This window comes from Adlercreutzia equolifaciens, assembly GCF_029076695.1.
GTDB lineage: Bacteria > Actinomycetota > Coriobacteriia > Coriobacteriales > Eggerthellaceae > Adlercreutzia > Adlercreutzia equolifaciens_A.
Genome location: NZ_JARFIK010000001.1, coordinates 836,902 through 863,204 on the forward strand (window position 1 = coordinate 836,902; position 26,303 = coordinate 863,204).

Consider the following 26,303-nt stretch of genomic DNA (forward strand, 5'->3'; position numbering starts at 1 on the left):
GGCTCCGGCCATTCCCTCCAACCCTCGGTCGAGGAGCGAGCGATCGGATGCTTCCGGTGTTTTGTTGAAAAGCAATCTATTGAGAGAGAGGAGGGACCCATGGCTAAACTTTCACTGACTCGTCGCAGCTTCCTGAAGGCCGCTGCTGTCACGGGCGCCGCGAGCACGCTGAGCTTTGCTGCTGCTCCTTCGGCGGCTTTGGCCGAGGGCGTCGACGAATCAGCTGGTGAGGTCAAGCGCATCCGTTCCTGCTGCCGCGCATGCGGTAAGTGCGAATGCGGTGTGTGGGTCACCGTGCAGGACAACAAGGTCATCAAGGTTGAGGGTGACGAGTCCAACGCACATAGCCGCGGTCACTGCTGCGCCAAGTCGCAGTCGTCCATGCTGGCTCTGTATCATCCGGACCGCCTGCGCTACACCATGAAGCGCACCAATCCCAAGGGCGAGGACGATCCCGGTTGGGTCCGCGTCAGCTTCGCCGACGCCATGGACGAGGTGGGCGCCAAGTACAACGAGATCATCGACAAGTACGAGGGCAAGGCCATCTTCTCCATGGGTGGTACGTCCCGTGTGTGGGCCCAGCCGCCCTACGGCACCCTGAAGTCCGTGTTCGGCACCCACAACTTCCACTCGGCCTACGAGATCTGCAAGGGCCCCCGTCACTTCGGCGGCGTTCTGACCGACGAGAAGGGCTCGCCGTGGATGGAGGTGGAGCAGGGCCCCATCGTGTACGTGCAGTGGGGTACCGCTTCCGAGTACTCTAACTACGACTCCACCAACCGTACCGTGGTCGACTGCTCGCAGCGCGCGTTCAAGCACATCCTGGTCGACCCCCGTATGAGCCCCCTGGGCAAGGAGGCCGATCTGTGGCTGCCCATCCGCGTCGGCACCGACCTGTGCCTGTCGCTGGGCTGGCTGAAGTGGATTGTGGACAACGACGCCTACGACAAGAACTTCGTGAAGCGTTGGTCCAACGGCCCCTTCCTGTACAACCCCGAGGCCGACGGTAAGACCTACAAGGGCTACTTCCTGGAGATGAACGGCGGCATTCATATGAACAGCCGTCTGCTCACCGAGGCCGACCTGGATCGCGAGTGGGTGTCCCAGTACTGGGAGCCGGCTCCGGCCGAGTACAGCTATCGTCGCTTCATCTGCTGGGACGCTGCCAACGAGAAGCCGACGTACTGGGATGCCGAGGAGTGCCAGTGGGAGGGCGAGAAGCACAAGATCCCGACCACCGGTACCTGGATCGAGCACCCCTACAAGCCCATCATCGCCGACGCCTGGCTGCCCGACCCCTCCAAGTTCGCCGACCCGGCCGATCCGGCCTATGACGCCTACTGGACCGGCAAGGGCAACGAGAAGGGCAAGAAGTCGAACCCGAAGGGCCTGCCGAAGGATCCGGAGCTCTGGCCCGACGGCGTGCAGGTGAAGCTGGCCAACGGCAAGATGATCGAGGCCAAGTCTGTGTGGCAGGAGTGGGAGCACAACCTGGAGGAGTATACGCTCGACTACGTGTCCCAGGTGACCGAGGTGCCCGCCGAGAAGATCGAAGAGGGCATCCGTATCTACACCACCCGCCTGAACCCGCTGCACGGCAACGGCGGCATCCACTACCAGCTGGCTCCCGACCAGACCGGCCACGCGGTGCAGAACACCCGCGCCCTGCAGCTGATTGCCTGCCTGACCGGCAACTCCGACGAGCCCGCCGGCAACCGCGGCTCCTCGAAGGCCCAGGTTGACGGCTGCTGCGGCCGCGCCAACATGCTGGTGACCGACCACGAGCCCGTCGACTGGGGCATCCGCGAGGGCATCGGCACCATGGAGTTGGGCAACACCCCGCGCGACCTGACCGTGGAGCAGCAGATTCCGCTCATCCAGAACTTCGTGAAGTATCTGCAGGACGAGAACTCTCCGCTCATGGAGCGCTACGGCAACCACATCCCCACCGATGAGGAAGCCCGCATCATCGCCATGCGCAAGGGCGGCGACTACAAGAACTCCCGCTCCTTCCCCGGCTTGAAGACTCCGTTCGAGGCCAATGAGGACCAGATTTCCGCCGAGCGCTTCCCGCTGCTGCGTTTCTGGAACTCCTGGACCGACGCTTCCTCCATCTGGGACGCCATCCGCGAGATCGACTCTCCCTACAAGCTGCACGGTGGCGTGTGCATGTCCGGCGACTTTATGAACCAGTCGAACCTGCTGGAGGCCTGGGACGCTCTGACCCAGCTGGACTTCTGGGTCGACATCAACCTGTGGTCCTGCCCCAACAACGGCTGCGCCGACTACGTGTTCCCCTGCCTGCACTGGCTGGAGGTCAACACCGGCCGCGTGTCTCAGGGCGCCGGCGGCATCTTCGGTGCCGGCCAGCGCTGCGTCGAGCCGATCGGCGACTGCACCTACGACCCCACTTGGGTGGTGTGCCTGCACAAGTCCATGGGCGTGCCGTTCAACGACCGCGACAAGGACTACGACGAGTGGCTGAACCTCGACTACCACGACTTCGTCCAGAACGGCGGCTCCGTGGGCTACGAGGAGCAGGAGTACCGCGTGCTTAAGGACGCCACCGACTGGTGGAAGACCGAGGAGTTCCCGGACGGTCCCGACTTCCCGCAGTTCGCTGCGAAGTTCCAGGAAGAGGGCTGGTTCGACTGCCGCAAGTGGCATCCCGAGCGCTGGGGCACCTATCGTCGTTGGGAGATGGGCTACCGTCGCCAGCAGGCCGGCTACAACCTGTACGCCGCCGTGGACGAGAAGTGCGCCTTCGGTACCCCCACGGGCAAGGTCGAGATCTGGTCGACCATCTGCGAGTCCTACATTGGCGACGAGACCAAGACCTTTGCCGAGGTGTGCTCGCCCGATCGTGCCGCCTATGCCGGCGACATTCCGGACATCGACAAGTTCCCGCACTGGTTCGAGCCGAAGAACTCGCGCGTCCAGGCTCCCGAGCTCTACGACGCCGCCCAGGTGGACAGCTACAGCTACAACAGCGACAACTACCTGAACAAGCCCTATCACGGCATCGCCGGCGTGGGCAACGGCACCGCCACCGACAACGGTGACACCGACAACCTGGAAGCCTACAAGCAGGCCGTGAAGGACAATCCGGAGGCCACCTTCATCTGCACTTCCGGCGCCCGCCAGCCTGTCTACTTCCACTCCGAGCACCGTCAGCTGCCCTGGTGTCGCGAGCTGTGGCCGTCCCCGCGCTTCGAGATGAACCCGAAGGACGCTGCCAAACTGGGTCTGGAGCAGGGCGACTGGGTATGGGTGCGCACGCCTTGGGGCGCCATCCGCGAGGTCGTGGACTTGTACTACGGCATCAAGGAAGGCACCACCAACGCCAACCATGCCTGGTGGTACCCCGAGATGGACCACTCCGCCCATGGCTTCGAGCTGGTCGGCATCAACTGCACCATGGACAAGTACGCCCAGTGCTGGATCTGCGGTGCTTCCCAGCTGCGCGGCAACCCCGTGGTGGTCTACAAGGCCACTGAGGAGAACTCGCCGTTCGGCAACCCCGTGCCGTGCGATCCGTGGGGCAACGAGGCCATCACCAACGCCAACGACCCGCGTCTGAAGGAATGGCTGGCCAACGATCCGCGCCTGGAGGACTCCAAGGTGGAGCTCACCTACGCCAGCGCCGATGCCAAGGGCCTGCAGACCATCAGCCTGGTCAAGGAATAAAGGAAGGAGGAGTAAGCAATGTCCAATCTTGCAATCATCACGGACCTGAACCGCTGCACGGGCTGCCTCGCCTGCACCGTGGCCTGCAAGGCCATCAACGGCGTCGACGTGGGCAACTTCTGGATCAAGACCCTGCGCGTCGGTCCCCACCCCATCGAGGGCGGCTCCGGCACCTATCCGGACGTGGAGATGTACTTCCTCCCCGTTCAGTGCCAGCACTGCGAGAACCCCGAGTGCGTGCGCGTATGCCCCACCGAGGCCTCGCATGTGGCCGAGGACGGCACCATCCAGATCGACAAGGATAAGTGCATCGGCTGCCAGTTCTGCGCCATGGCCTGCCCCTACGGCGTTCGCTATCTGAATCAGACCGAGCGCGTCGTGGAGAAGTGCACCCTGTGCGAGCAGCGCACCAGCCAGGGCGAGCTGCCCCAGTGCGTGGCCCAGTGCGGCGCCCGCGCCCGCTTCTTCGGCGACCTGGACAACGGCGTCGAGAACTTCGAGGGCCCGGCCCATCCCGATAGCCCCGGCTGCGGCTACGACGACATGACCAAGACTCGCGTGAAGCTGAAGGATTACGTGGAGGCCTTCACCGAGAACGATATTCACCACCTCACCGACAAGGGCAACGCTCCCAAGCTGATGTACCTGTTGCGCGAGGGCCGAAAGTGGAGGGAGTAACTACCGATGGAAATCCAATGGCCCTTGATTCTCTTCACCTTCTTTAATTGCCTGGCTGGCGGCATCTTCCTGATGCAGGGCATTCTGACGCTGGCCGGCAAGGGCAAGTCGATGCAGCTGGCCTCGTGCATCAGCGCCATCGTGGCCCTGGCCGTGGGCGGCCTGGCGGTGTTCTTCCACCTCCAGCACCCCCTGCGCATGCTGAACGGCTTCGGCCACATCACGTCCGGCATCACCATCGAGCTGATTGCCGTGATCGTGTTCGCCATCGCGGTCATCCTGTACTTCCTGATGATGCGCCGCTCCGAGGAGGGCGTGGCCCCCAAGTGGTGCGCCGTGCTGGCCGTGATCGTGTCGCTGCTGCTGCCGTTCCTCACCGGTGACTCGTACCTGATGAGCGCCATTCCCGTGTGGGACACCATGCTGCTGCCCCTGTACTACGTGGTGGCCACGGTGATGCTGGGCGGTCTGGCCGCCATGGTCATCGCCGCTGCCACGAAGGCCGAGGACGCGGTGAAGCTGTCCGCCACGGTTGCCTTCATCGGCAGCCTGGCCACCCTGGCCGTGACGCTCATCTACGCCGTGACCATTTCCGGCATGGGCGAGCACTTCACCGAGATGGAGTACTACTTCGACCCGACGCTGCCCGACGTGGCCATGCGCCAGGCCGAGCAGGTAACCGCCGCCATTATGGTGGGCGAGCATGCCGTGGCCTTCTGGCTGGGCGCCATCGTGGTGGGCTGCGTGGTTCCCGCCGTGCTGTCCTTCCTGGCCATGTCCGGCAAGATTGCCGCCGACAGGACCATGGTGCTGGCCATTGTGGCTCTGGTGTGCGCCATTATCGGCACCCTGGTGTGGCGCGTGCTGCTCTACGAAGTAGCGGTGAACGCCCTCATCCAGTTCCAGTGGGCCCTGTAGCCCGTAGGTAACGCAAGAGGACGCCGTCTCTGGTCGGTCGGCGTCCTCTTTGAGAAGAACTGAGAACAGAGCGGGTCATCTGTAAGAAGCCCCGCAGGCAACGCAAACCCGCTCTGTTGTTCTTTTCGTTCCGCTCGCCCTGACGGGACGAGCGGACGAGCCGACGCTGCGAAGCTCTGAGTCATTTCGCCTTGCCCCTTGTTTTGGGCACGGCGTGACCGAAGGTCACTTGGCCCAAAGGCGGGGCAATTCGAAACGCCTCAGAACTTCTCGCTGACTTCCTTGGGCGCACTCGTGCGTTTGATTCTCTCGAACCGTTTTGCAGAAAAGGGTTCGAGAGGCTCAAATTTCGAAATTGCTTTTTTGAAGAGGAGGCTTTGATGAAGGAAGAGAAGAAGGCCGAGCCCACGATGGAGACCGTGGACGCTGCCGAGGCCAAGCGCGCGCCCAAGGGGGGCATTACGCGTCGCGGCCTGTTCATCGGCGTCGGCTCCACGGTGGCGCTGCTGGGCCTGGGCGGCCTGCGCTATGCCGGTCACAACCCGCTGAACCACCCGCCGGGAGGCCAGGACGAGGCCCATCTGGTCAGCGCCTGCATTCGCTGCGAGCGCTGCTACGAGGCCTGTCCGCGTCAGGCCATTGTGCCGGCGAAGATCGAGGACGGCCTTTTGGGTATGCGTGCCCCTATGCTCGACTTCAATACGGGCAATTACTGCGATTTCTGCTACGAGGAGAACGGCGGCGTGCCCCTGTGCGTGCAGGTGTGCCCCACGGCCGCCCTGGAGCTTCCGGCCGATGCCCAGGTGGGCAACGCCGAGACCGGCGAGACGGGCAACGTCATCATCGGCCTGGCCGAGATCGACCCCCGTACCTGCCTGGCCTACCGTCTGACCGGCTGCCGCGATTGCTACGACGCCTGCAAGTACGGCGCCATCGAGCTGAAGGACGAAGGCGGCGCGAACCCCATCCCCTACGTGGTGGAGGACCGTTGCAACGGTTGCGGCGCCTGCCAGGCCGTGTGCCTGTCGCTCTCGTCCGGTTCTATCAAGTCCAGCGAGCGCGCCATTGTCGTGCGCCCCATCGAGGCCTAAGGGAGGCGTTATGACTGCTCAGAAGAACAACGAGACGCTGACCGCCTCGACGGCCGAGGCACCGGCGAAGAAGAGCGCGGCGAAGGGCAACGACGCCAAGCTGAAGACGCGCAAGCTGCGCACCGCCGTGGGCGCGGTGGTGTTCGTCGGCCTGACCGCGGGCCTCATTGCCGGCGTGAGCACCGGTACCCTTTCGGGCTTTGGCTGGGATACGTTCTCGCTTTTGTGCCCGCTGGGTGCCCTGGGCACTATGATTGCCACGAAGACCATGCTGCCCCGGGCCGTGGTGTCGCTGCTGCTCATTGCGGCCCTCGTGCTCATCTTCGGCCGTGCGTTCTGCTCGTGGCTGTGCCCCACCATGCTCATCGACCGCATCCGCGACTTCTTCCGCTCGCCTAAGAAGCGCCGCGAGCTGGCCGAGAAGAAGAATTCCGAGATCAAGGCCATTTCGAAGCAGGAGATCGAGCTTCTGAAGGGCGCCAAGGAGGGTCATGCCTGCGGTGCCTGCGGCAAGTGCCAGCCGAAGCCCCACGGCAAGGTGGATTCCCGCCATGCGGTGCTGGGCGGCGCGCTTCTGTCCACGGCCATCTTCGGCTTCCCGGTATTCTGCCTGGTGTGCCCCGTGGGTCTGACCTTCGCCACCGTGCTTTTGGTGTGGCGTGCGTTCTCGGCTGGCGACGCCACTATCGGGCTGATTCTTATTCCGGCGCTGCTTATCGTGGAGTTGGTGGTGCTGCGCAAGTGGTGCAGCAACTTCTGCCCGCTGTCGGCGCTGATGAACCTGGTGTCGCGCTTCTCGCGCACCTTCGTGCCGGTCATCAACGACGAGAAGTGCCTGGAGACGGCGAAGGCCACGTCCTGCAGCAAGTGCGCCGAGGTATGCGAGGCCGACATCAACATTCGCCATCCTGAATTCGGGCTGCGCACCATGGCCGACTGCACCCGCTGCCGCAATTGTGTGGATGTGTGCCCCACGAAGGCTATTACTATGCCGGTGTTTGTAGGGAAGAAGGCGGGGAAGACCGTGGTGGAGATTCCCGATCCCGTGATGGACGATGAGCTTCGTCCAGGGCTTGAGTAGCAATAACTGATCGATGCCGTTCGAAGACTTTGGGAGAGGTTTTCGGACGACAGAAGAGGAGCGATCATGGTTGAGAGGATTGACGCGGCGGCTCATCGTCATGTGGGCACCGCCTTTACGGCCGTGGACAGCGCGGCCATTCGCGTTCATCGCGAGCGGTGCGCTAAGGTGCGCAACCGCAACGTGGACTGCCTGAAGTGCGCCGCGGCTTGCACGTCGGGCTGCATTTCCCTGGTGGAGGGCGAGCTGGTCATCGACGCGGTCCAGTGCGTGGGCTGCGGCACCTGCGCGACGGTGTGTCCTACTTGCGCGCTGGAGTCGCTGAATCCCAGTGATGCGCAGCTGAAGGCAGCTTGCGTGACAGCGGCTTCGGATGCTGCCGTAGTGATTGCCTGCAGCCAGGCAGTAGCGGCTCTGGAGGGGCTGCTGGTCGAGGGCTCCTGCGCCGAAGTAGTGTGCGCGGGGCGCGTGGACGAGTCGCTTTTGGCGGGACTGGCCGCCGAGGGCGTGGCGCAGGTCACTGTGTTGTGCGGCGCGTGCGATCGCTGTGCTCAGCGCCACGGCCGTGCTACGGCCGAGTTGGTGGCTGAGACGACCCGTCTGGTGTTGGATGCCTGGGGGACCGCCATGGCGGTGACGGTGACCGATGTTCCGTCGGCGTCGGTGCTGCGCGAAGGCGTGGCAGTAGCTGACGCCCTGAGCGCTCGCGATGGCTACTTCGCCGAGGAGCGCGCGTGCGAGCCTCTTTGTGCCGCGGTCGAAGAGGGCGCACCACCTTCGGAAGGCGCTCTGGTTGAAAGCAGGGCGGACGGCGCTGCGCCGGCTGAGAACGACGCGGTTGCGCAGGCGAACGAGGTCGATGCTTCCGCCCCCATCTCCCTTTCCTCGCCCGAGGCCGAGGCGGCCGATGTGACGGCGGGGCCCGGCTTGCGCTTCTACTGGAACTCCGGCCATAGCCGCAAGGTGTCCCAATCCATGCATGTCATGAAGGACGGCACCCTGCCGCATTTTCTGCCCGACCGCCGCGAGCGCCTGCTTGACGCTCTGGCTCAGTTGGGCGAACCGAAAGCTGCCAAGCTGGCGTGCCGGCTGTGGGGCGCGGTGGTCATCGACGGCGCGAAATGCGAGTCGTGCCGCATGTGCGCCACCTTCTGCCCGACGGGCGCCATCGCTAAGTTCGACGAGGCCGACGGGACCTTGGGCGTGACCCATACGCCCGGCGACTGCGTGAAGTGCGGAAGCTGCCAGGACATTTGCCCGACCGACGCCATTACGCTGCTCGATGAGGTGCCGACGGCCTGGCTGGTGAATGGCGAGAAGCATCGCTATGCCATGGCCGGGCGCCCTGTCAGCTTGACGGACAACCCCCATCAGATTCTCGATACGTTCCGCCTCGACTTCAACGGAGACATTTTCGAGCGCTGACGCCCTTTCCCCAAGCAGGACGAGCGCCATCTCCCGGCCGCTTCGGTGGTCACGGTGCTCCGATCTGCCGCCCCCGGTGCCGCTATCCTCTTCAAGGTGCCGGGGGCTTTTTGCGCGTTCGGGAGGTTTTGGGACCGAGCTGTTCCGAGGGTGCAGGCTGGGTGGGTGTCGCCGAGGGCTCCGATCTGGGCTCAGGACGGTTTAGCTGCGCAAAAGATCGATGAGCTCCTGGCGAGAGTGCACGCCCGTTTTCTTGTAGATGTGCTTCACATGGGTCTCGACGGTGCTTTTCGCGAGAAACAGCTCGTCGCTGATGTAGGGAACGGAGCGGCCTTGGGAGAGGAGCACGGCAATTTCGGTTTCGCGGGGGCTGAGGTGGAAGGCGCGGCTCGTTGATTCGACCGACTCCCGGTTGCTGCGATCGCCGATAAGTTTGCGAAGGCTCCCTTGCTGATCAATGATGAAAAGCATGACGGCGAACAGTAGACAGATAGCCAGGGCGTACAGGGGCCGGAGGAGCTCGGTTGCGTAGCCGAAGAAGCTGACGAAAGCAGCCGCGCCGGCGTCGCCGAGTAGCCATCCCACCTGCACGGAACCCTCGCTGATGCAAAAGGCCACCGTACTCGAGAAAGCCCCTCGCTGGATAACGCGTGTCAGGCACATGAACAAGAGGAAGTCGAAGCAGGTTGAGATGGCGAAGCTCAGCCGAGCGGCCAGTTCCGTGCCGAAGGGAAGATCGGAAAGAAGGAGCGCGAAGGTGACCACTTCGAGAAGGAGCAGCCAGCGGGCCGGTCTTACGAAGTCGAACGTGTGGTTCATCTTCTCGTTGCGCCAGCTGATGAGCAGAATAATGCCCATGCCCGCCAGAATGCTGGGCACGGCCACATGCTCTCCGTCCGCGGACAACGGGGCGATGCGCCCGAATGAGCATAGGGCGCAGGCACCCCCGACGAATATGCAGAGCTTCACTAGGACTGTCAGGGCTTTTCGCCGATCGAGGGTGCTGAGCGACTCCGGTTCGGCGGCTTGGGGCGCCGAGTATGGTGTCGGGGAGGGGCCAGGGTCCAGGATCGAGGCATCCTGTCGGGCTGAGGCAAGGTACAGGGCTGCGGAGACCAGGGGCAGCGCGGCGCACAGGACAAACGACGCCTCTTCGGGGATAAGCCAGCAGAACAGTATGAAAAGGCAAACCACCAGGGCGGAAAGAGGAGCCACCATGCCCAGGGAGCGAGTTTTCTTCTCGTAGCGCTGTCCCCAAAGCCCCCACATCCCGGCTGATCCAACGCCGGTGAGCACGGAGGCCAAAAAGAAGAGCCACGGGACATCCTGCCCATAGGAGAAGTGCATCAGCACGGTGCCCAGGCAGACAGTCGCACTGGCAGCTGCCATGAAAACGTTGCCAGAAAGGAGCGGCCTATGGAGCAGGCGAGGCATGAGGAACAAGAGCACCGAGCAGGTCAGCAGCGAGACGAGCCAGGAGATATTGCCCAGCATCATTCCCTCGCCGGCGGCGGTTGCGAAAAACTGCAGCGGGAGAACACCGACGGTGAACCAGGTGCAGTAGATCCATGCCCACAGAAAGCCAAGACCGAAATCGTCGGCTCGCAATGTGGCAAGGTATGTCGAAAAGCGCGTCGTCACGATGACAGAATTATAGAGGAAGACCGACAACTCGCTTTAAGGAAATGCCCGTAAAAAGGCCATATACCTGAGAATAGGGGATGGCAAAACGGCCATCCAGCCTTTGAGGGGATTCCTCCATCTACCCCCGTGGCACGATAGACGCTCCAGGCGGGGTTCGGCATGCTGGAGAGGCGGAAGCGCACTGCCTCCGCGGCACTGCCCTGAATTATTTTGGAGGAGGAAATCATGGACATGAATCGCCGAACGTTTCTTGGAGGAGCGGCTCTTTTCGGGGCGGCTCTGACTGCCACCGCTGCGGGATGCGCGCCTCAGGAGCCGGCGCGCGACGAGCTTTCGAAGACCGGGGCAAACGACGAGTCGTCGGCTCCCGCCTGGTTGGGGGAGGCGCCCGCCATCAGCGACGACGAGTGTGTGGAAACCCTCGACTGCGACATGCTGGTGGTAGGTGCTGGCTGCTCGGGGTATTTCGCCGCTTGCCATGGCGCCGAAGCCGGCGCGAAGGTGATCCTGATCGAGAAAGACGAGATCGGTCACGGCATTCGCGATTCTGGCTTCGGTGCTGTGGGGTCGCGGTACCAGGTGGCGCACAACGTGAAGATCGACAAGGCAGAATATCTCAATGATTTGATTCGCTATGCCGACGGCCAGGTGAATCCGGCGCTTCATCGCAAATGGCTCGACTACTCCCATGAGGCCATCGACTGGTACGGCGATATCGTCGAGAGCATTGATGGGGCGCAGATTGACTTGGAGTGGAGCATGCCCGCTGAGCCGACGCGCTATCACATGTGGCCGACCGGCCACGGCACCAACGATGGAAGCGAGCTGGTAGGAGGAATCCAGACGGCCGTGGTCGGCAAGGTGATGGAGCGGCTTGACGCGCGCATTCGGGATAACGGCGGCGATATCCGCTACCTGACCAAGCTCGAGCGTCTTATCTCCGAGCAGGGGGCGGTGGTTGGCGCCTACGCCTCCACGGCGGACGGCATGATTCGTATCAATGCCTCCAGGGGCGTCGTAGTTGCCACGGGTGGATACTGCAACAACGAGGCTATGATGGCCGCGCTTCAGCCAGAGGTTATAGCCACCACGTCGGGCTGGTGCTGCCACGCCACACAGCCCGCTACCGGCGACGGCATCAAGGCGATGCTGTGGGAAGGGGCTCAGCTGGATCCAACCAGCACCGCGATGATTTTCGATCGTGGTTTGGTTTCTCCCGATACGGCCATTGCAGGACCCGACAGCGGCGGGTATTACTTCACGCTGGGAAGCCAGCCGTTCCTCAAAGTCAATTCGAAGGGCGAGCGCTTTATCAACGAGTCGACACCCTACGATTACGTGAGCCATGCGGCTCGCCGCTTCGGCGATCACGCCTACTTTATGGTGTGGGATGCGAATTGGAGGGACGACGTACTGCGCTTCCATACCATCGGATGCTCCACCATTGACCTGCACGAGGGCGGAGACCAGCAGGCCATGGGCATCGAAGCCACGGCTGAGGAAATGGAAGCACTGGTAGAACAAGGATTGCTGGTGAAGGCCGACACGCTCGAGGAGCTGGCTGCGGGGCTGGGTATTGATGCGACCACTTTTGCTGCAACGGTGGCACGTGCCAACGAGCTGTACGACAAGGGCGAAGACGAGGACTTCGGCAAAGAGCCCTTCCGCCTTTCCGCAATGAGAACGGCGCCTTTCTACGGGGCGAAGCTGGGCGGTTTGCTGCTCTGCACCCTCCATGGGGTGCAGGTGACCGGCGATTTCCAGGTGCTTGGCCCGAATGGCGACCCCATTCCGGGACTTTACGCCATCGGCAACGACATGGGCGGCTACTATGCCTCGAGCTATCCCAACTTCGGCGCCGGCACCAATGCCGGCCGATGCGCCACCCATGGCATGTTGCTTGGCCGTGCCCTGGCTCAGGCGTAAAGCGAAGATCGGCGCTGAGACAAGCGCCGGGCGCGTGATCGCCCAAGAAGCCCTCCCCCGAGCGGCCGCCACCTGGCGGTCGCTTTTTTGTGTGCGGGCAAACCCAGGCTATTGAGAGGCAAGGGGCAAGCGCAGGGTGAAAACGGTGCCTTCGGCGGCAGAGCTGGCCGCCGTGAGAGACCCTCGGTGGCCGCGAGCGATATCCTGGGCGATGGCCAGCCCCAGGCCGTAGCCGTTGGGAGCGCCGTCGGTGCTCTCGGAATGAGACGTCGTGGCCGTGGCGCCACTCGCTGAGGCTGCCGTCGCATTGTCGGCAGCCTCAGCGCTGGTCAGCGATGTGCCGGTTTCCGCCGCCAGCGCGCCATGGGTGCGGGCCTTGTCTACGCGGTAGAAGCGGTCGAACAGGTGGGCCAGGTCTTCTTCGGCAATAACGTCGCCGGTATTGCGCACGCGCAGGCAGGCTGTGCGCTCCTCGGCGCGCAGGGTCACCTCGACGCAGCCCCCGGGGTTCGTGTACTTGCACGCGTTGTCCAGCAGCACCGCCACCAGGCGCTGCAACCGACGCTCGTCGCCGGCAACGGTTAGTCCCGATTGCACGGTGCTCTCCCAGATCAATCCTCGTTCAAAGGCCACCGATTCAAAGGTGAGGGCCTCGCCGTCTACCAGGCGGCTGAAGTTCACGGGGGTGCGCGGCACGGCAGCGGCTGCGGCTGACGAGCGCGCCAGGTCCAACATGTCGGTGACCAGGCCCTGCATGCGCTCGGCTTCCATTTGGGTGCTCTCGATCCACTGGGCCTGACTGGCGATGGTCTCGCCCTTGCGCTTGCGCAGAATGGCATTGTTGGCCAGGATGACGGTCAGGGGCGTTTTCAATTCATGGGACGCATCGGCAACGAACTGCTGCTGTTGGGTCCAGGCCTGCTGCACCGGCCTGAGGGCCCAGCGGGAGAAGACAAGATTGAGCAGGAAGAGGATGGCCAGGGCACCCACGCCGACGCCGGCCAGCACCAGGGCCAGCGACCTCCACGATTCCGCAGCGGCGCTGTCGGCAAAGGCCACCACAGTGGCGGGGCCGACGGTCTGCTTCGCGAAGAACAGGCCGTCGCTGTCGAGGAGGCCTCGTGAAGCCGCGGAGGTAGTGGCCTGCGTCAGGGCATCGACCAGTACGGCCTCGGGCACCGAGGCGCTGGAGTATTCGGGAAGGGCAACCGCCGTGCCGTTTTCGCAGTAGTACACCGCCATGGGCAGGGGCGTCTCGCCGCCCGTGCGCGGATCGCCGCCAATTTGGGGCGGCGCGAACCCCTCGTCGCTCTCGGTGGTTGCGTTCGCGTCCGGTGCGGCTCCGTCCTGGGGTGTGGCGGTGCCCTCTGGCTGCTCGCCCGGATCGGCGGGATCCGTGGGAATGTGGGGAACGCCCGGCGTGTCGTTGGCGGGCGCTTCCTCGAAGGGGAGCAGCGGATTTTTCTCGGGCACCAGCTGGGGCCGCTCGATGGCGCGGTTGGCCGCCTGGGCCAGGGTGCGGTACACGTCGTCGGTGTCGCTGCGATAGTCCATGTAGCAGATGGCGGCGAACGAACCGGCCAAAACAAGCGTGGCCAGGGCCATGTTCACCGCAATGAATTTGATGCGCAGCCGTCGCAGCAAGGGTAGCGTGCCCCCGGTGCGGTCTGGCGCCGGCAGGTGGTCGATGAGAATGTCGAGAGGGGAGCGCATGGGCACGGCTCAGCGCGGCGCGGCTTAGCGGTCAGCGCTCTCGTCGGCGCCCTCGACGAAGCGATAGCCGACGGAGCGGATGGTCTCGATGATGGAGGACGATCCCAGATGCGTCAGCTTCTTACGCAGAAACGAGATATAGGCCTCCACGTTATTGTCGCCGGCGCTGGAATCGGGCCCCCAGGCGCGGCCGATGAGCGCGTCCTTAGAGATGACGGCGCCCGGGGAGGCCATGAGAATGCGCGCGATGGCGTATTCCTTCTGGCTGAGACGAATGGTGGAATCGCCGCAGGTAAGGTCGAAGCTTTCCAGGTCCAGGGAGAGGTCGCCGGCCTTCAGCGTCTCGAACATCACGTCGCCCTGGCGGCGGGTGAGGGCGCGCAGGTGCGCCATCAGCTCGGCCGGGGAGAAGGGCTTGGTCATGTAGTCGTCGGCCCCGGCGTCGAGCCCCGTGATCTTATCCTGGGTGCCGTCGCGGGCCGTGAGCAGCAAGATGGGCGTGCTCACATGGGCGCGCCGCAGACTTTGCGCCACGGTGAAGCCGTCGGCCTTGGGCAACATGACGTCCAAGATGATGACGTCGTAAATACCCGATGAGCCGTAATCGATGCCCGCCTGGCCGTCGTGGACCAAATCGACCCCATAGCCGTTGTCTTCCAGAATGCGGCCGAGCGCCTCGGCGAGGCGGACGTCGTCTTCTACTACCAGAACGCGCATGGCGGCCCCCTTGGGTCCCGAAAGGCGGATGTTTGCTGCGAGTTCCATTGTAGCGGCGCGGCTGAAAGCTCCCTGAAAAAATCCGCTGCTTCAGGCACTTTTCAGGATATCCCCGTAGGATTGCCTTCGCTTTGAGAGGAAGGAAAGAGCATGGGCGGCTATCACAGCGTCTTCAAGCGCGTCGAGAAGAAGTATCGCATCGACCCCGCGCAGCGTCGGGCCGTCGAGGCGGCGGCTGCGGCGTGCATGGCCGTGGATGCCTACGGGCGCACGCGCATCACCAGTCTGTATTTGGACACACCCGATCGGGCGATGATTGCACGGTCGGTGGAGAAGCCTCTGTACAAGGAGAAGCTGCGCCTGCGCGCCTATGGCGAAGCAGCCGGGCTGGCGCTCATGGCTGCGTTCATGGTTGGCCCGATGGTGCGCGCACTCGGGGAGCCGCCGCTCTCCGAAGCTGAGGTGGAAGCCCGGGCGCAAGCTGGCTGCTCGATGGCCGGCTTGGCTGATCCCTTGGCGGTGACGGTGTTCTTCGGCATTAAGAAGAAGTTCAAGGGCATTGTGTACAAGCGGCGCTTGGCCCTTTCGTTGCCGGCGGCGTTGGCCTTCGTTAGCGGCACGGCCTACGAAGTGGCCAGCACGCGCTGGCCTCTGGCCGATCCAGGGCAGGCCGTCGAGGCGCTCAATGCCCAGACGCGCCAGATTGCCCGCGAGCTGGAGGCGGCCATGGGCCGCGCTGCGCCGCTCGTTCCCTCCATGGGCATTGCCTGCGACCGCGAGGCCTGGGCTGTGCGGGGGGCGTTGCTGCCCGATGGCGAGTTTGAGGGCGAGGTCGACGGCCTGGCGGACGCGCTGTTCGATCCCGAGCTGCGGCTTACCTTCGACGATCGACTGGAGTATTGGGATTGCTTCCGACCCCAGGCGGGATGGTGCCCCATTATCGCGCCCCAGGAGTCCATCCTCGAGATCAAAAGCGCCGGACCGTATCCGCGCTGGTTGGTGACAGCGCTGTCGGCCCACGCCATCTACCCCGCCTCCTTCACCAAATATGGCAATGCTTATCAGCTCAGCAAGAAACAGCGGCCAGTGCGGCGGGGTGCATCAAACCAACTGTTTTTGGCACCAGCACTGAAAAAAGAGAGGATTCATTATGCTTGATGCTACGTTTACGTCGGTTTTTGGGACGTCCGAGTCGCTGGTAGGGGCGGTCTCTACGGGCGGCTTCCTGGTCTGCTGCCTGTTCTCGGTGGTGCTGGGCGCCGCCTGCGCCGCCATCTACATGTTCCGCCACAATTACTCGAAGAACTTCGTGGTCACGCTGGCGCTGCTGCCCCTCATTGTGCAGATGGTCATCACCTTGGTGAACGGCAACTTGGGCGCGGGCATTGCGGTTATGGGCGTGTTCAACCTGGTGCGTTTCCGTTCCATCCCCGGTTCGGCGAAGGACATCGGCAGCGTGTTTCTGGCCATGGCCATCGGCCTGGCCACGGGCATGGGCTTTCTGGTGCTGGCCTGCGTGTTCACCGTGGTGGTGGGCGTGGTGAACTTGCTGTTCGTGCTGACGCCCTTCGGCAAGCCGCGGGAGCCGGGCAAGACGCTGCGCATTACCATCCCCGAGGATCTGGAGTACGACGGCGTGTTCGACGAGGTACTCGATCGCTATGCGGCCGAGGCGGAGCTGACCGAGGTTACCACCACGAACATGGGCAGCCTCTTCCAGCTCACCTATCAGCTGCGGCTGCGCCAGCCGGGGCTGGAGAAGGCCATGATCGACGAGCTGCGCTGTCTGAACGGGAACTTGAAGATTTCCCTGGGTATGACCCCGGCGGGGCGCGAGACGCTCTAGCGCTTGCGGCTCGGCCACTCGCCAACAAATTCAAGGAAAGAACGAGAGGGAGAGATCTATGGTGCGAAGAAGCATGAAACGAATGACAGGACCGACGCGCCGGGCGCTTTGGGCCCGCGGGGCGGTGGCCTCGGCCCTGGCGGCTACTTTGGCGCTGTCCGGCTGCACGGTTGCCGCGTCCGACGCCGATGATGCCGATACGGCGGGCTCGTCGACAGAAGGTGCGGCCAGCAGCGAGGAAGAGGTGGATTGGGCTTCCCTCATTGATATTGCGGGTATGGATTTCTCCTATTCCGACCGCGATAAGGACGCCAGCTATGACGAAGCGTCGGCAACGAAGATTGTCTTGGCGGGGCAGTCGGCCTCGGTGGAGGGCGACGGCGCCTCCGTTGAAGGCGCGACGGTCACTATTTCGGCGGCGGGCACCTATGTGCTTACCGGCGAGTTGTCCGCGGGTTCTGTAGTGGTGGATGCCGCCAAGGAAGACAAGGTGCAGCTGGTGCTCGACGGGGTTTCGATTCGCAACGAGGCAGGGCCGGCCCTGAACGTCCAGCAGGCGGACAAGGTGTTTGTCACGCTGGCGGTGGATACGCAGAACACTCTGGCCGACGGCGCTTCCTATACGCTGGAGGAAGGGGAGGACGAGCCTAACGCGGCACTTTACTCCAAGGACGACCTGACCATCAACGGCGCTGGTGCGTTAACCGTAGAGGGCAATTACCGTCATGGGGTGAATTCCAAGGACGACCTGGTCATCACCGGTGGTGCCGTAACGGTGACGGCGAAGGAGGACGCCCTGCGCGGCAAGGACTGCGTGAAGGTAGCCGACGGCTCCTTCGCCCTGACAGCCGGTGGCGACGGCGTGAAGTCTAGCAACGATGAGGATCCCACCCGGGGCTTCGTCAGCATTGACGGTGGCACCTTTGCCATCGAGGCGGGCGACGAGGGCTTCCAGGCGGCGACCTATCTGCGGCTTGCGGGAGGTGAGGCGCAGGTGAAGGCTGCCGATCACGCCCTGCGCTCGGATATCGAAGCGGCTCTGATCGACGGCGTCTATACCGTCGAGGCAGGCGGCAAGGGCATGAACGCCGAAACGAAGTTCACCCAGGACGGCGGCACGCTGACTGTGACGGGCTGCGACGAAGGCATTGAGGCCCAAGAAGTGATCATCAACGACGGTGTAGTGGACATCGTGGCCTCCGACGACGGCATCAACGCCGCCAAGGCCGAGCGTGCCTCCAACGACAACGAGACAGCAGAGACAGCGGGCGACGCCCAAGATGCACCCGCCGCTTCGGGCGGCAGCGAAGGGGCTGGCTCGGCTGACGGCGCAACCGAGAGTGGCGATGCGTCGGGTGCTGACGGCGATGCGCAGCGCCCCGAGGGGGACGGCCAGACGCCCCCTGCTCTGCCCGACGGGCAAGACGGCCAGACGCCCCCCGAACTGCCAGAGGGCGCAGAGCCCGGCGATGGTCAGACGCCGCCCGAGCTGCCCGAAGGCGTTGACCCCGGCCAGCAGCCCGAGGGCCAGGCGCCCGAGTCTCCCGCAGGCCAGCAGGGCGAGCGTCCCGAAATGCCCGAAGGTATGGAGCCTGGGCAACGCCCCGAGGGGGACGGCCAGGGCGGCCCCGGCGGCATGCCGGGCGGCGCCGGCGGCCCGGTGGCCGATAATGCCAGCGAGCAATGCCTCATTCAGATCAACGGCGGCTCGGTCTCTATCGATGCGGGCGGCGATGGCCTGGATTCCAACGGCTATGTGGAGGTGACGGGCGGCACCGTGCTGGCCAATGGCTCGGCTGGCGGTGGCGACAGCGCCCTGGACTACGAATACGGCGCCACCATCACGGGCGGCACCGTGCTGCTGGCGGGCTCGACGGGTATGGCCGAGACTTTCTCGGAGGGCAGTACGCAGCCTTTCGCTTTGGTGGAAGCTGCCGGCTCGGCAAACAGCGCGCTGGTTCTGACCGACGAGGCCGGCCAGGAGCTGGCGTCCTATACCGTGCCGAAGGCCTTCCAGTGCGTGGTGGTGTCGGCGCCGGCGTTGACCGAGGGCGCCACGGGGGCGTTGACGGTGGATGGTGCCACAACGGACTTTACGGTGTCCACCACGCCGACGGGCGGCATGGGAGCTATAGGCGGTCGCGGCGGCGGTCCCCGTGGCGAACGTCCCGACGGGAATAGCGCTTCGGAGGACAAGGGCTCCCAAGACGGGGCTTCGGAGGCGCCGCAGCAAGGCGGCGCTGGGCAAGCGAGCCCGCAAGCTGAGGTGACAGCCTAGAAACCGCCGACCGTCATCGGGCAACAAACGGGAAAAGGACGGGAAGTTTGCGCTAGACTAGTGCATTGCAGAACGCGGTTACGGCCCTGGGGCGCAGTAATATCTACGCTGCCCGGGGCCGTTTTTTTGTGCACGAGGTCCCTGGAAACTGACGGTTTTACGGGAAAGGGTTCTCATGCAATCGGATGCTTTGCCGGCCTCGCGCGGCTCATCGCTGACGGCGCTGCTGGGCGTCTTCTATGCCTGCGGCTTTCTGGCGGGCTTCAACGAGAATCTGGTGAACATGGCGCTGGTGGCCATTATGGATGCGTTCAGCGTCGATGCGGTTACGGCCCAATGGCTGGTCACCGGCTATATGATTGCCGTCACGGTGGTGGTGACGTGCATGGCCTATCTCTACCGCCGCTTTTCCATGCGCGCGCTGTTTCTGACGGCTTCGGCGCTGAGCATGGCGGGGTCGTTGGGCGGCCTCGTGGCTCCCAACTTTGTCGTACTCATGATAGCCCGCCTGGTCCAGGCTGCGGGCACCGGTGTTTTCATTCCCCTTATGATGAACGTCATTGTCGACAAGGTGCCCCATCAGAATATGGGCACCTATCTGGCCGTAGGCAGCTGCATGATCACGCTGGGACCGGCCACGGCGCCCATCGTGACGGGCTTTCTCGTCAGCGACTGGGGATGGCGCAGCGTATTCGTCGTGCCTCTTGCGGCAGCGGCGCTACTTCTTTTGGTGGGCTTTGTGGTGGTGCGCGACCGTCGCCCAGGCCAGCGCAAGGCCCTCGACGGCGTCTCGGTGCTGCTGACGGCGTTGGGCGTCACTCTGCTTTCCTGGGGCTTGTCGGAGCTGACGCTGCAGCCCGTGGCTGGCATGGCGGCTTTGGCCGCCGCGGTGGGCGTGCTGGCGCTTTTTGCGTGGCGGCAGCAGCGTCTCGCGTCTCCCTTGGTGAGCATGGCCCCCTTCGGCCAGCGCTCGTTTTGGCCGGCGGCTCTGCTAGTGGTGATCACCATGATGACCTACTTCTCGCTCAGCGTGCTGGCGCCGCTGTACTTCGAGGAAGCGGCGGGTCTGACCGCCTCGCTGGCAGGTTTGCTCATGGTGGCGCCGGTGCTGGCCAATGCTACGGCGTCGCTGGTGTCGGGACGCGTCCTTGATCGCAAGGGGGAGTGGCCGCTTCTGCCTGCTGGGCTGCTGGTGGCGGTCGTGGGACTGCTGGCGGCTCTGGGCGGCGCTCTCCAGCAAAGCGTTGTCATGGTGACGGTGGGGCTCTTCTTCGGCTATCTGGGCACGGGCATGGTGCTGTCGCCGGCGCAAACGGCGGGGCTGCGCCGTCTTCCCGACGAGCTTGACTCCCATGGCGTGTCGCTTATGAGCATGGCGGTGCAGCTGGCTGCCTGCTTGGGGCCGGCGGCCTACGTGGGCGTGATGAGCTCGGCGGCCGCGCGGGCCGCGGCGGGCGGTGCGGCGGCAGGAGCGGCTTCGGCCACGGGCTTTGCCTGGGCCATGGGGGCGGCTCTCGTGGTGGCCGTGGCAGGATTGGTGCTGGCCGCCATCTACGCCCGAGCTATGCGCTCCCTGTCCGCAGCGGGGCGGTAGCGTTCCAGTCGCTTTGATCGCTTCGCCTGAACCGCGCTCCACTGCTTTACTTGGATGGAGTACAATGATGCCATCGACGAACAGAGCGGGACGTGGGTGCCGACCCCGGCCCGTAAGAGAGGAACTGCTCCATGGCTGATATTCGCACCTCCGACGTGGACGACTTGCTGACGGTGCTTGCCACCCTCGACGACCCGGACACTATCTTTGCGCTTTTGGAAGATCTGTTCACGGTGCGCGAGATTCGCGAAACGTCCCAGCGCCTGCTGGTAGCGCGTATGTTGGCGGCGGGGAAGTCCTATGCGGCCATCGAGGCAGAAACGGGGGCTTCGGCCACCACCATTGCCCGCGTGTCGAAATGCCTGAGCTATGGCGCGGGAGGCTATGCGAAGGCCCTTGAGGTGCTGCAGGATCGCGGGGAAGGCGCCACCGCCAGCTAAGAACGCTGTCGAAGCGGGGCGGCCGGCGAAGTCCATAAAAAGAAACAGGGAGGCGGCTTCAAGCCGCCTCCCTGGGGTTCGAGAACGGATTGGGGAGATCCGATTCTCGCGAGAATCGGGGAATGTGGGGAACCCGATTCTCAAAAAGAGAGAAGAAGGAAAGGAAAGAGGAAAAGGATTTCTTTTCCGTTTCGCTGATTGCAGTATAGGAAGATTTTCGGCGGGGGAGAATAGCTTGGAGCCGTTGGTTACCCGCGTGTAAAGAATCCAGCACTTTTCCGTGACTTATGGAGAAAATGTAAACCATGGTTAACCTTCTTGCCAGAGCCTAAGAGTTAACTTAATATAACTTTCGTCGCAAGGGACGAAGACCTTCAACGAACCCCCTTCAAGAAGGATCTTCAGACCGACGACATCCTCCTCTCTTCTTGTTTTACTGGGTGGCGAAGCTTCTCCTCGTCTCGCTATCGCCACAAAACGAAACCCGCAGGATTCCCCCTCCCTGCGGGTTTTCGTCTTTCTGGGGTCCTTTCCGTATTTCATGAGTTTCCTGCTCTCCATTTCACCTTGTTGACGCGGTGTTTTCAACGGAAACAAAGCTGTGGCGCCGATTTTACGAAGGCCCTTTCGGCTCTCTTTTCCTCCTGCGCGGCGGTCATCATTGAGCCAGTAGGTCAGAAGGTGATCGCCGCCCGTGCACAGCGGAGTTCGCACCTCGCACGCCGCGCCGCTTCGAACTTCGGCGCCGTCGGACCTCGTAATGACGAACGTTGAGGAATGGAGCTCACTATGAAACTTCCTACCTGGGGGATGATGGCTGCGTGCGGTATGCTCGTGCTCAGCCTTGCGGGCTGCGCCGCCCCCGCAGCCAATCAAGGTCAAACGGCCGATCAGTCACAAGCTACCAACGGCCAAACCCAAGAGCAGCTCGATCAGGCCAGTGCGAAGGCCGACGAGGCCACGGCCAAGCAAGAAGCGGCCGATCCGGCCGATCTGCAGATTGTCGACTCGGGCTGGTTCGTGTCAGACAATGGCATGGTCGATTTTGCCGTCGAGGTCCAGAACCCCAATAAGACCGTCGAGGCCGTTGATCCGGTTATCGAGGTTGTAGGTAAAGATGATGCCGGCAACGTGCTGTTCGACGAGAAAATCGAGACTCCGAGCGTCCTGCCGAACTCTACCTACTACTATTCCTATGTTGCAGGTCTGACGGCCCAGAACGGCACTACGGATGAGGAAGCGGTCAAGCCGGCTACGGTCGACTTCTCCGTGACTACCCCCGAGGGCTCCTGGGAGGCTACCGATGAGACGCTGGCCAATGTGTATACCGTGCAGGACAACGGTGCTCAGGACAGCGAATTCGGCGCCAAGGAGTTCACGGGCACGGTGACGGCTTCCAAGGCCCTGGACGAGGCTACCCAGTCCCGCGTGGATGTGGTGCTTTTGGACAAGGACGGCAACATTGAGGGCGGCTACTTCAAGATAGTCGACACCGAGCCGGGCAAGGCGGCCGATTACGATATCTACGCCATCGATGCTCCCGATTACGCCAGCTATGCGGTGTACGCAAGCCCCTGGAGCGATACCGAGGATTCCGACGCTGCCAGCAAGTAGCAAGCGACGCAATAAACTGCGCTTTACAAGGAAGGCCCCTGATGATCAGGGGCCTTCCTTGGGTTTCGAGAGCTGAGGGCGCCCGATGCTGTTGCAGGAGAGTGGGAAGCTAGGCGCGCAGGAACGCCTCGTAGCCTTTGCGGGCCTCGTAGATGTCGGCCTTACTGGTCACCTCCCAGGGCGAGTGCATGGAGAGCACCGGCACGCCGGAGTCGATGACGTCCATGCCGTATTTCGCCGGGATGTAGGCGATGGTGCCGCCGCCGCCCGCATCGACGCGTCCCAGCTCGGCGGTTTGGAAGCTGACGCCGGCGTCGTCCATGATGCGGCGCACCTGGGCCACGTACTCGGCCGAAGCGTCGTTGGAGCCGCTTTTGCCGCGGGCGCCCGTGTACTTGTTGAACACCAGGCCGCGCCCGAGGAAAGCAGAGTTTTTCGCCTCGAAGACGCTGGCATAGGCGGGATCGAAGCCGGCGGACACGTCCGAGGACAGCATGCGCGAGCGGGCCAGGGCGCGGCGCAAGGGCAGGGTGCCACCCTCGCCGGCCAGCTCCATGATCTCGGCAATGGTATTCTCGAAGAAGAGCGAGCCCATGCCCGTGGCGCCCACGGAGCCGATCTCCTCCTTGTCCACCAGAACGCAGACGGCGGCACGGGTGGGCACGTCGTCGCCCAGAGCCAGCTGGGCCACCAGCGAGGTGTAGGCGCAGACGCGGTCGTCCTGGCCGTAGCCGATGACCATGGAGCGATCGAGTCCCAGGTCGCGAGCGCGTCCGGCGGGAACCACTTCCAGCTCGGCGGACAGGAAGTCCTCCTCCGCAATGCCGTACTTGTCGGCCAGCACCGAGAGGACCATGCGCTTTACCGGGTCCTTGGCGGCTTCTTTGCCCGCGTCCTTGTCTGCTTCGCCCGAGGCGTCCTCGGCCAGCACAAGCGGACGGTTGCCTACCAGGATGTCCAGGTCCTCGCCCTCCACCACTTTCGCGCCAGTCTTCTCCATCTGCTGGGCGCCCAGGTGGGGCAGCAGGTCGGTCACGCAGAATACCGGGTCGGCCGGATCGTCGCCAATGTTCACCTCAATGACGGTGCCGTCGGTAGTGGCCACTACGCCGTGGAGCGCCAGGGGCAGTGCCGCCCACTGGTAGTTCTTGATGCCGCCGTAGTAATGGGTGTCCAGCAGGGCGAAATCGTTCGTCTCGTACAGGGGGTTCTGCTTGATGTCCAGGCGCGGCGAATCGATATGGGCGCCCAGAATGTTGAGGCCTGCGGCCAGGGGCTCACTGCCCACGTGTACCAGGATGACGGCCTTGCCCTGGGCGCAGGCCCACAGTTTGCTGCCCGGCCCCACGGGGGCGCCGGCCGCCATGGCGTCGGCCAAGGGCTCATAGCCCGCGGCCTCGGCGGCGGCGATGGCCGCCGTGGCGCATTCGCGCTCGGTTTTGTTCAGCGAGATGAAATCAATGTAGTCGGCCGCCAGGGCCTCAAGGGAGGCCAGGGCGTCTTCGTCGTACTTCTTCCACGCTACTTCGCGTTCCATAGCACCTTCTTTCGACGATGTTTGCTTGGCCCCAGTATGACGCAAAAGACGGTGAAAGGGGAGCGTGGGCTGCGGCGGCGTGATGGTTCGGAGGAGGAAGCGGACTGCGATCAGGCCGCGATGGGCACTTGATGCAAAACGGGAGTTGATCGGGGCTAAGGGTGGAAGGCTGCGAAGAGGGGAGGACGAGCAACGGCTTCGCAACGTTCGGCTCCGCGCCCGCAGCGAATACATTGCGTCCGCTCCATAATAGAGAGCGGTTCAAGGGTTCCCGAGGATTTGTTTCGTCTCTGCGGAGAATGAACTTTTCTCAGTGCGCCTCTGTGAGCCAAGCTATAATGACCAAGGTTATATACCGCCTGCGAAGGCAAAGACGAGGCAAAGGAGCAATCCATGAATCTTCGCGATGTTATTCCTACCGCTGAAAACTCCACCAACTTCAACGTGGTCCCCGAGTCCATCACCGAGGTGGGCACCACGCTCGACAATCTGAAGGCTGCCGTTATGGGCGAGACTGGCGCGTCCGCTAAGTATGCTGCTTGCGCTCTGGCCGCCAAGGCTCAGGGCTACGATCAGATTGCCCGCCTGTTCGAGGCCACCAGCGCCGCCGAGCAGATCCACATCGGCCTTGAGGCCGGCGTCATCCAGTCCGTCGAGCCCGACTACGAGCGTCCCGCCGCTCCCGATGCCGAGGGCATTGCCACGGATCTGAACCTCATCGCCGGTGCCCTGGGCGAGATCTACGAGACCTCCGACATGTACCCCAGCTTCATCAAGGTGGCCCAGGAGGAGGGCGACAAGAAGGCCGAGTTCGTGTTCACCCGCGCCAAACTGGCCGAGGCCGTGCATGCCGAGCTGTACATGGACGCCTACAACAACATCGACTGTCCGGACAACGACGCCTACTACCTGTGCCCCATCTGCGGCTACATCCACAAGGGCGACGACTTCGAGAAGTGCCCCATCTGCTTCACCCCGGCCGACAAGTTCCGCAAGTTCTAATCGGCAACGGAAACCAAGCATTCCGAACAACGGCCGCCCTTCGGGGCGGCCGTTTTGCGTGCAGGGGACTCAGAAGCTGCGGGGCAGCCAACTGCGGGGTGAGACGGTTGGCTGTCTCACCGCTGGCCGTCCCCGTTTAGCGGCTGAGCGCTGCGGGCAGGTGCTTCTTCACCACCTCGATGAACAGCTGGGCGGCGGGGGTGAGCCAGGTGGTCTTGCGATAGGCCAGCAGCACGGGGAAGGCGAGATCATCGGAGGGGGAAGGGACGGTTTGGAGTTGGCCCGCGGCCAGATCATCAGCCACGGCGAAGCGCGGGGCAATGGTGAAGCCCATCCCCAAGGTGACCAGGCGGCGGATGGCGTGGGTGGTCCACAGCTCCATGGTGTCGGCCAGGTCGATGCCGCGTTCAGCCAGGGATCGCTCGAATCCAATGCGAAACACGCTGTCGGGCTCGTCGATAATGAAGGGCATTGTGACCGAATGGCCGGAGGTCTGGAGATCGGGAGGAGCCACCGTTGTCGCGACGACGGCCACGGTGCTTACGTGGGCGATGGTCTCTACAACCATGTCGTCGGGCTGCCAGTCCACGGCGTAGAGCAGCGAAAGGTCGCATTCCGCGTGGGGAAGGGTGCGCGATATTTGAGCCAGCGAGCCGTCGCGCAGGCGCAGGCGCACGCCGGGCGCCCGCTCGCGAAACTCCGAGATCACCTCGTTCATGGCGTAGCACAGAAGGCTCTCGGCCACATCGACGCGCAGCTCTCCGGAAAGCTCGCCCTCGGCGGCTGCCAAAGACCCCAAGCGGTCGACGGCGGCAATGATGTCTGCGGCCTGGGTCAGGGCCTCCGCGCCCTTCTGAGTGAGCACCATGCGCCGCCCGACGCGCTCGAAAAGGGGAATGCCCAGGTCTCGTTCGAGCTGCTTGATGTGCACGGTGACGGTGGACTGCGTATAGCCCAGATGCTCGGCGGCTCGGGCATAGGTGCCGCACTGGACGACGGCTTGGAAGGTACGCAGGCATTTAATGTCCATAGGGCTCCAATGTTCGAATTATCGAAACAATATTATCAAAACTATTCGTTATACAAATGGATTCGTTTCGGCCATGATAGGG

The 26,303-nt window shown here is 63.6% G+C and carries 19 protein-coding genes; 14 read left to right on the forward strand and 5 right to left on the reverse strand.

All coding sequences use genetic code 11. The annotated features are described in order from the left end of the window. Positions 1–99 precede the first annotated feature (99 nt). From PZH32_RS03290 to PZH32_RS03315, 6 genes are all read left to right on the forward strand, one after another. Positions 100–3,687 carry a molybdopterin dinucleotide binding domain-containing protein gene (locus PZH32_RS03290; RefSeq protein ID WP_275206208.1) on the forward strand — a complete coding sequence of 1,196 codons (3,588 nt, stop codon included), beginning with the start codon at positions 100–102 and terminating at the stop codon, positions 3,685–3,687. Between the two features lie 18 nt (positions 3,688–3,705). After that, the gene (locus tag PZH32_RS03295; RefSeq protein WP_275206209.1) at positions 3,706–4,365 is read left to right on the forward strand and encodes a 4Fe-4S dicluster domain-containing protein; all 660 of its coding nucleotides are present in this window, start codon (positions 3,706–3,708) and stop codon (positions 4,363–4,365) included. Positions 4,366–4,371: 6 nt separating this feature from the next. After that, positions 4,372–5,283 carry a dimethyl sulfoxide reductase anchor subunit family protein gene (locus PZH32_RS03300; protein ID WP_275206210.1) on the forward strand — a complete coding sequence of 304 codons (912 nt, stop codon included), beginning with the start codon at positions 4,372–4,374 and terminating at the stop codon, positions 5,281–5,283. 380 nt (positions 5,284–5,663) lie between these two features. Beyond that, on the forward strand, positions 5,664–6,374 hold the full coding sequence (locus PZH32_RS03305) for a 4Fe-4S dicluster domain-containing protein (protein ID WP_275206211.1): 711 nt from the start codon (positions 5,664–5,666) through the stop codon (positions 6,372–6,374). 10 nt (positions 6,375–6,384) lie between these two features. Then, a complete protein-coding gene (locus tag PZH32_RS03310; protein ID WP_275206212.1) occupies positions 6,385–7,455 on the forward strand; it encodes a 4Fe-4S binding protein in 1,071 nt (356 codons plus the stop codon). 66 nt (positions 7,456–7,521) lie between these two features. Continuing rightward, a complete protein-coding gene (locus PZH32_RS03315; RefSeq protein ID WP_275206213.1) occupies positions 7,522–8,880 on the forward strand; it encodes a 4Fe-4S binding protein in 1,359 nt (452 codons plus the stop codon). A gap of 201 nt (positions 8,881–9,081) precedes the next feature. Here the strand turns inward: PZH32_RS03315 and PZH32_RS03320 are convergent, their stop codons facing one another. Continuing rightward, positions 9,082–10,521, reverse strand: a complete 1,440-nt coding sequence (locus tag PZH32_RS03320; RefSeq protein WP_275206214.1) for a response regulator transcription factor — start codon at positions 10,519–10,521, stop codon at positions 9,082–9,084. A gap of 228 nt (positions 10,522–10,749) precedes the next feature. On the opposite strand from PZH32_RS03320, the gene PZH32_RS03325 reads away from it, so the two are divergent. Next, the gene (locus tag PZH32_RS03325; protein ID WP_275206215.1) at positions 10,750–12,450 is read left to right on the forward strand and encodes an FAD-dependent oxidoreductase; all 1,701 of its coding nucleotides are present in this window, start codon (positions 10,750–10,752) and stop codon (positions 12,448–12,450) included. Positions 12,451–12,558: 108 nt separating this feature from the next. On the opposite strand, the gene PZH32_RS03330 is transcribed toward PZH32_RS03325, so the two are convergent. Both PZH32_RS03330 and PZH32_RS03335 read right to left on the reverse strand, forming a co-directional pair. After that, the gene (locus tag PZH32_RS03330; protein ID WP_275206216.1) at positions 12,559–14,163 is read right to left on the reverse strand and encodes a sensor histidine kinase; all 1,605 of its coding nucleotides are present in this window, start codon (positions 14,161–14,163) and stop codon (positions 12,559–12,561) included. A 24-nt stretch (positions 14,164–14,187) separates the two neighbouring features. Beyond that, positions 14,188–14,880, reverse strand: coding sequence for a response regulator transcription factor (locus PZH32_RS03335; protein WP_275206217.1), 693 nt, complete (start codon positions 14,878–14,880; stop codon positions 14,188–14,190). Between the two features lie 150 nt (positions 14,881–15,030). Here PZH32_RS03335 and PZH32_RS03340 point away from each other — a divergent pair, with 150 nt between their 5' ends. From PZH32_RS03340 to PZH32_RS03365, 6 genes are all read left to right on the forward strand, one after another. Further along, positions 15,031–16,038 (forward strand): polyphosphate polymerase domain-containing protein, encoded by a 1,008-nt coding sequence (locus PZH32_RS03340; protein ID WP_275206218.1) that lies wholly within the window; start codon positions 15,031–15,033, stop codon positions 16,036–16,038. Next, positions 16,031–16,726 (forward strand): DUF4956 domain-containing protein, encoded by a 696-nt coding sequence (locus tag PZH32_RS03345; protein WP_275206219.1) that lies wholly within the window; start codon positions 16,031–16,033, stop codon positions 16,724–16,726. The genes PZH32_RS03340 and PZH32_RS03345 overlap by 8 nt, the downstream gene beginning before the upstream one ends. Positions 16,727–16,808: 82 nt before the next feature. Then, the gene (locus PZH32_RS03350; RefSeq protein WP_275206220.1) at positions 16,809–19,004 is read left to right on the forward strand and encodes a carbohydrate-binding domain-containing protein; all 2,196 of its coding nucleotides are present in this window, start codon (positions 16,809–16,811) and stop codon (positions 19,002–19,004) included. 175 nt (positions 19,005–19,179) lie between these two features. After that, on the forward strand, positions 19,180–20,598 hold the full coding sequence (locus tag PZH32_RS03355; protein WP_275206221.1) for an MFS transporter: 1,419 nt from the start codon (positions 19,180–19,182) through the stop codon (positions 20,596–20,598). A 131-nt stretch (positions 20,599–20,729) separates the two neighbouring features. Beyond that, positions 20,730–21,038: a YerC/YecD family TrpR-related protein gene (locus PZH32_RS03360; RefSeq protein ID WP_275206222.1), complete on the forward strand. Its 309-nt coding sequence runs from the start codon at positions 20,730–20,732 to the stop codon at positions 21,036–21,038. Between the two features lie 789 nt (positions 21,039–21,827). Next, entirely contained in the window at positions 21,828–22,652 is an 825-nt protein-coding gene (locus PZH32_RS03365; protein WP_275206223.1) for a hypothetical protein, read from the forward strand. 109 nt (positions 22,653–22,761) lie between these two features. Here PZH32_RS03365 and PZH32_RS03370 read toward each other — a convergent pair whose 3' ends face one another. Further along, entirely contained in the window at positions 22,762–24,189 is a 1,428-nt protein-coding gene (locus tag PZH32_RS03370) for an aminopeptidase (RefSeq protein ID WP_275206224.1), read from the reverse strand. A gap of 393 nt (positions 24,190–24,582) precedes the next feature. Here PZH32_RS03370 and ngr point away from each other — a divergent pair, with 393 nt between their 5' ends. Continuing rightward, positions 24,583–25,191, forward strand: a complete 609-nt coding sequence (ngr, locus tag PZH32_RS03375) for a nigerythrin (RefSeq protein ID WP_275206225.1) — start codon at positions 24,583–24,585, stop codon at positions 25,189–25,191. 136 nt (positions 25,192–25,327) lie between these two features. Here the strand turns inward: ngr and PZH32_RS03380 are convergent, their stop codons facing one another. Beyond that, positions 25,328–26,221, reverse strand: coding sequence for a LysR family transcriptional regulator (locus PZH32_RS03380; RefSeq protein WP_275206226.1), 894 nt, complete (start codon positions 26,219–26,221; stop codon positions 25,328–25,330). Positions 26,222–26,303: the final 82 nt, after the last annotated feature.